The organism is Syntrophomonas sp., from assembly GCF_028707975.1.
In the GTDB taxonomy this organism is placed as follows: Bacteria; Bacillota; Syntrophomonadia; order Syntrophomonadales; family Syntrophomonadaceae; genus Syntrophomonas.
Genome location: NZ_JAQVZX010000101.1, coordinates 1 through 6,071 on the forward strand (window position 1 = coordinate 1; position 6,071 = coordinate 6,071).

Here is a 6,071-nt window from a genome sequence, read left to right on the forward strand (position 1 = left end):
GCCGTCTTCCGGCCAGAGAACCCGATCCAGATTAGTAAGCTTAATCTCTCTTCCCGCCATAGCTATCGTTGCTGATTCGCCCATGTGTATAATCATTCCTTTCGCCTACGCCCCTACTCCTTACCCCACACGCCTCACTTTTCTTTTTAAACGCTGCAGTCAGCTCCCGCATTTTTCATAAAGGACTTTATCACCGGAAAGCGAAGGTGTAAAGAATCTGTCCACTCTAGATATTCAACCTGCACTGCCAATTGAGGGGTAATATAATGTGAACCTGCCGGGGTCGGCTCGAGAAAGGGAGAATCCTTCACTTCCAGTCGGGGCAAGGTCTCAGACAGTATTTGCAATTGCTCTGTATCCAGGCCATTGCCGGCTTTACCGGCAAAACTTAAGCTTCCGTCACGCATAACACCCAACAACAGAGCATTTACTTGCTTCCCTCGCAAAGTATAACCCCCGACCAGACAAGCCTGGCTACGTAGACATTTGATTTTAAACCAATCATCATGTTGTTTTCCTGGGCGGTAGTAGCTGTTTTTTCTTTTAGCTACTATCCCCTCCAGGCCCGCCCTTTGAACCGAATCGAAGAGGGTAGTTCCCTGAGAAAAACTCTCCACCAGGTAAAGGCAGCCTTGATTATCAAAGATTTCCGCCAGTTGAGAGAGGCGGTCTAGCAAGCTTGCTGACCTTAAATCTCTACCATTAAGATAAAGAAGATCGAAAACCATGTAGGAAATGGCCAAAGTTTTACTTAAATGTTGAATCTTCATTGGATTCCGGCAGTTATCTCTTTGCATCACCGCTGGAAAGCTGGGTTTGCCCTCACGGAGCACCACGATTTCTCCATCCAATACCGCAGTACTGGCCCTGATCAAATTGGGCAGATTCTGTAATTCAGGATACTGCCCGGTACGCAGGTTTCCCCTTTTGTTGAGCAGGCTAACTTGTTCTCCCGCAACAGCAACCAGCATCCGCACCCCATCCCATTTCACCTGATAGAGAAAATCATCGCTGTCAAAGGCTTGCTCGCAATTTATCGGGTCCATACTGCGGATTTCTCGCAAGAATATTTCCATCGCTAACTTCCGGTTTTAGCCGCTTTCTTCGGGCCGCCTTTTTTCTTCCCCTCATTCTTGTTCTCTTCGGCTAGCTTAACACTGGCCTTTAGAGCTTCCATTAGGTCCACTACATTACCGGCTTGCCGTTCCGGGACCGGGCTGACAAATTCCTCTCCGGCAATTTTAGCCTCAATCATCTCCCAGAGGGCTTGACGATAATCGTCCTGATATCTTGCCGGGTCGAAATCGATGGATAGATTCTCAATCAGGCTAACCGCCATTTTTATCTCTTTCTCATGCAGCTTCTCTACCCCAATCCCCTTCCCCAATGAAGCAGGAGATCTAATCTCATCCGGATAGAAGATGGTTTCCATAATCAAATGCTCATCCTTCACCCGCAGTGCCGCCAATGATTGTTTTGACCGTATCATAATTTTGGCCAGCGCAATTTTTCCTGTCTTTTTCATGGCTTCAACTATGAGTGTATACGCTTTGTCCCCACCTGAAGCAGGTTCCAGGTAATAGCTTTTATCAAAATAAACTGGGTCCAATTGTTCTAATTTTATAAAATCTAATATATCAATGGTTTTAGTGTTTTCTTGAGGGATGCGAGCCAGGTCTTCTTCGCTGATGATAACGTAATTTCCTTTCTGAAACTCGTAGCCCTTGACTATCTCTTCCGTTTTGATTTCCTTGCTGCATTTTGAGCAGACCTTTTTATAGTTAACCGGTGCCATACATTCTTGATGCAGGTAATGGAATTTCAGATCTTTGTTCTCCGTAGCCGTGTACATAGCTACCGGAATATTAACTAAACCGAAGCTGACCGCACCTTTCCAAAGCGTTTTCAAAAAACGACTCCCCTTTCCGGGCTTGTTTAGTTTTAGCTTCTATGCTTTAAGCGAAATTTATTCGTCGGGGGTAAAATGACTTGCTATTGGAGGATAAGAGTTTGAAGAAAATAAATGCTTTTCACTCCAGATATTCAATATTACTTTATTCTACGGGCTAATTGTTATATAACGGTAATTACCTCGATTTCTTTTAAAAAAGATGGGTGAAGGTAAATAATAATTGTTTTTTGATGTATTTGCCCTATACGCAATATGTATTATAATATTATTGATACGATATCTTATAGATTCATTAGATTCATGCCGAATCCAGTTAAATAACTGGAACGGGGGAACCAATTTTGGGGTGAATCCGGCTTTTGCTGGTAGGGCAATCCCCTTGCCCGAATCCGTCAGCTAACCTCGCAGGCTTTTTGGGGAGGGTATAGTATTTATAACCGAACAGGTAATACACCCTCTTCGTTTCCAAAAAAATGTAAACAAGGAGGGATTTTGTTGTTAAGAGAAGATTTGATAAATGAAGAAATCCAGGAGATAAAACGCGAAGTATCTTTATGCAGGGCAAGCGAGCTCAAACAGGAAATTGCTGACTATCTCGACATCGAATCTACTATTGAAACGGGAATGCGATTACATGAACGAAATCTGCACAATAAGGAACATATCCTTAAGTACTTTCAGGCCAGCGAGAATGATTGGGATAACTGGGCCTGGCAAATGAAGAATCGTATCAATGATGGAAATGTCCTGGCTTCCATTCTGGATTTAAATGAATTCGAAGTTCAGACAATTAAAAGGGTTTCCAAAAAAGTCCGCTGGGCTATTTCTCCCTATTATCTCAGTTTAATCGATTTTAAAAATTATGCGGCGTCACCCATTTACAAGCAGTCTGTCCCCAGTCTGCATGAAATAAATGAATATAAGGGTGAGGATGACCCCATGGGAGAAGAAATGAGTAATCCTGCTCCCCGTATTACACGTCGTTATCCCGACCGACTTATAATCAATGTTACCAATCAATGTGCTATGTACTGCCGCCATTGTCAGCGCCGTAGAAATTTTGGTGAAACTGATAACCATGCCACCCGTAAAGACCTGGAAGCTGCCCTCCAGTACATTAAAAACAATTCTGAAATACGGGATGTTCTTATTACCGGTGGGGATGCTCTAATGCTTAGTGATCGTACACTTGACTGGTTATTGGGAGAACTCGATGCCATCTCACATGTTGAAATTAAGCGTATTGGTACCAGGACACCAGTAACACTTCCGCAAAGAATAAGCGCCAATCTTTGTGCGGTACTAAAAAGGCATACACCCATTTATATTAATACCCAATTTAATTCACCACTGGAAGTTACTCCGGAAGCCAAACAGGCCTGTGATCGGCTCATCGAAGCAGGAGTAGTATTGGGTAACCAGGCTGTTCTGCTAAAGGGAATCAACGATAATGTCCATGTTATGAAAAAACTTAACCAGGAGTTGCTGAAAATCCGGGTTCGCCCCTACTATTTATTCCAGGCCAAAGAGGTAAAAGGAACTACCCATTTTGTTAGCCCGGTAAATACCGGCCTGGATATTATGAAGCATTTACGGGGTTATACTTCTGGCCTGGCCGTCCCCACTTATGTTATCAACGCACCAGGAGGTTACGGTAAAACCCCGATTAACCCGGAATATGTACTGGATATTAATGAAAATGAAGTTACCATTCGTACCTGGCAGGGTAAAACCTTTAACTATCCCAATCATAACAATTAGAATCTAGCTTTCCTTTGGATTTATTATTAGTTGAAGGATGAAATAGTATGAAAAAAAGATGGGCTATCATTTTACTAAATTTTTTAATATTTACTTTAATTCTGGCTCTGCTATTTCTCCTGTCAGGTCCGGTTTTATATTGGCTTCATAAAAGCCCAACCGTATTAAACACACGGATTATAGACCAGATAAAACTGGCTATAAACAAAAACCAGGCCACCCGGATTTACGCAAAAACCAATCAAACTACTCTGCAAGTTCTTGAAAATGGTAAATGGCAGCCTTTTTTTGTTAAAGGAGTAAATATCGGCACGGCCCTTCCTGGCAAGTGGTTTACCGAGTTTCCGAATGATGAAAAAATCTATTTGAACTGGTTGGAAAAAATCGGGCAGATGAATGCTAATTGTATCCGTATCTATACTCTGTTGCCCCCAGAATTCTATAATGCTTTAAAATCCTATAATGATAGTCACCCCGACACTCCTCTGTGGCTCCTACAGGAAATTTGGCCAGAAGAAAATCCCACGGGAGAGGATTATTTAGAAAAGGATTATGTAGAAGCTTACTTCCAGGAAATAGAGTACGGGGTAGATGCAATTCATGGTCAGGCTTATATAACCCCGCGAAAAGGCCGGGCCTACGGGATTTATACCAGTGATATTTCCAAATATCTTTTGGCTTATCTGGTAGGGAGAGAACTGGAGCCGGACGAAGTTACCACCACCAACCATAAAAATTCCGGTTTTTCTTATAAAGGAGAATATTTTTCTTCAACAGCTAGTGCCAGTCCCTGCGAGGCCTGGTTGGCCATGAATTGTGATTATCTAGCAAAATATGAGGAAGGACACTATGCCTCTTTGCACCCTGTGGCCATAGTAAGTTGGCCTACCCTGGATGTAAAAGAGCATGATTCGGAATGGAATCAACTAGGGAAAAAATCGCTGGAGTATAATGACAAGGTGTCAATAGATATTAATAATATTAGCTGTGAATCCAAAATGAAAGCAGGTTTTTTGGGAGCTTATCACATATATCCGAATTATCCTGATTTTATGAATAATGAGAGCAAATATAACGATTATCAGGACGAACAGGGAAGGTTAAGGTACGGGGGCTACTTGCAGGAATTTATGGAAGGACATAATAAGTATCCAGCTCTGGTAGCAGAATTCGGCCTGGCAACCGGTATGGGTACAGCACACCTTAGCCCGGATGGCTTAAACCATGGAGGACTTAGCGAAGAGCAACAGGGTAAGGGCATAGTAAGAATGATGCAGGCCATTAAAAGAGAAGGCTATGCTGGAGCTATAATATTCGAATGGCTCGATGAATGGGCCAAGAAAACCTGGACGACTGAGCCCTTTATGATACCCTACGAGCGACATGTTCTTTGGCATAACGCTATTGATCCTGAACAAAACTATGGCTTGCTGGCGATAGAACCTCAAAGCAGTAAAGCTCCACCCGTTATTAAAAGAGGTAATGGTCAAATTAAAAGCATTACACTAAACTATGATGCTCGTTTTCTCTACTTGAAGCTCGATTTATTTAAGAAACCGGATTTTAGTAAAGAAAAACTGCTAATTGCTCTGGATACCTGCGACCGTGAGAAAGGCGAATTCAGATTTGACCCTGCTATTAATATTTCTGCTCCCAGTGGTATGGAATTCCTTTTGGATTTCAGCGGGTCACAAAACGCCAGAATGCTGGTGCACCCGGGCTATAATGCTTCGCAAAATCGTTTTTCTTCCTACGCCAGTTCGCAGGGTTTATTTGAAGAGATAAGACCGCTAATAAACCAGGCTAGAGTCGATAAAAACGGTAATCCCATTGCTGCCCTCTATGAAAATGCCAGCCAGCTTAATTACGGTACTTTTGATACCAACTCCTATAATCACTGGTATTTTGCCGGTAGCACCCTGTATATTCGTTTACCCTGGGGCCGGTTAAACTTTAGCGATCCATCCAGTCTTATGGTGCTAAATGATAGCAACCCTGCCGAAGAAGCCAGTCGGGATACCCTGGGAACCCAAAAAACTGACGGTATAATTATATCGGCCCTGTATTATGATTTCGATAATCAGCAAGTTATAGATTTGCTTAGCAGCGATCTTTATAAATGGGAACAATGGCAGCTACCCGTATATAGCGAGCGCTTAAAAAAGAGCTACTTCATAATACAGGAATACTTTAAGACTATTTAAGAATTTTCCACGCTTTCTTTTCCATGCTATTTTATTATTGAATCTCAATCATCTTTATTCTTGCCCCTTAGTCCTCATTCTTTTTGGAATCCTTTATCAAGGTGACATCAGTAGAATTAAACATAGTAAAAACCTCATCACCTTTTTTTAAGCGTAAATCCTGGTAGGCTGAGGAGGTCAGTGACGCAGTAACA

5 protein-coding genes and 1 riboswitch are annotated in these 6,071 nt (G+C 42.3%); of the genes, 2 read left to right on the forward strand and 3 right to left on the reverse strand.

The window, feature by feature from the left end; all coding sequences use genetic code 11:
- Window positions 1–146: 146 nt before the first annotated feature.
- Window positions 147–1,076, reverse strand: coding sequence for a non-homologous end-joining DNA ligase (gene ligD / locus PHP87_RS10165; RefSeq protein WP_299920987.1), 930 nt, complete (start codon window positions 1,074–1,076; stop codon window positions 147–149).
- A gap of 2 nt (window positions 1,077–1,078) precedes the next feature.
- A complete protein-coding gene (locus tag PHP87_RS10170; RefSeq protein ID WP_299920989.1) occupies window positions 1,079–1,909 on the reverse strand; it encodes a Ku protein in 831 nt (276 codons plus the stop codon).
- A gap of 294 nt (window positions 1,910–2,203) precedes the next feature.
- Window positions 2,204–2,338: riboswitch (cyclic di-AMP (ydaO/yuaA leader) on the forward strand.
- A 66-nt stretch (window positions 2,339–2,404) separates the two neighbouring features.
- On the opposite strand from PHP87_RS10170, the gene eam reads away from it, so the two are divergent.
- A complete protein-coding gene (gene eam / locus PHP87_RS10175; protein WP_299920991.1) occupies window positions 2,405–3,673 on the forward strand; it encodes a glutamate 2,3-aminomutase in 1,269 nt (422 codons plus the stop codon).
- Between the two features lie 47 nt (window positions 3,674–3,720).
- The gene (locus PHP87_RS10180) at window positions 3,721–5,877 is read left to right on the forward strand and encodes a hypothetical protein (protein WP_299920993.1); all 2,157 of its coding nucleotides are present in this window, start codon (window positions 3,721–3,723) and stop codon (window positions 5,875–5,877) included.
- A gap of 67 nt (window positions 5,878–5,944) precedes the next feature.
- Here PHP87_RS10180 and PHP87_RS10185 read toward each other — a convergent pair whose 3' ends face one another.
- Window positions 5,945–6,058: a hypothetical protein gene (locus PHP87_RS10185; RefSeq protein WP_299920995.1), complete on the reverse strand. Its 114-nt coding sequence runs from the start codon at window positions 6,056–6,058 to the stop codon at window positions 5,945–5,947.
- Window positions 6,059–6,071 lie beyond the last annotated feature (13 nt).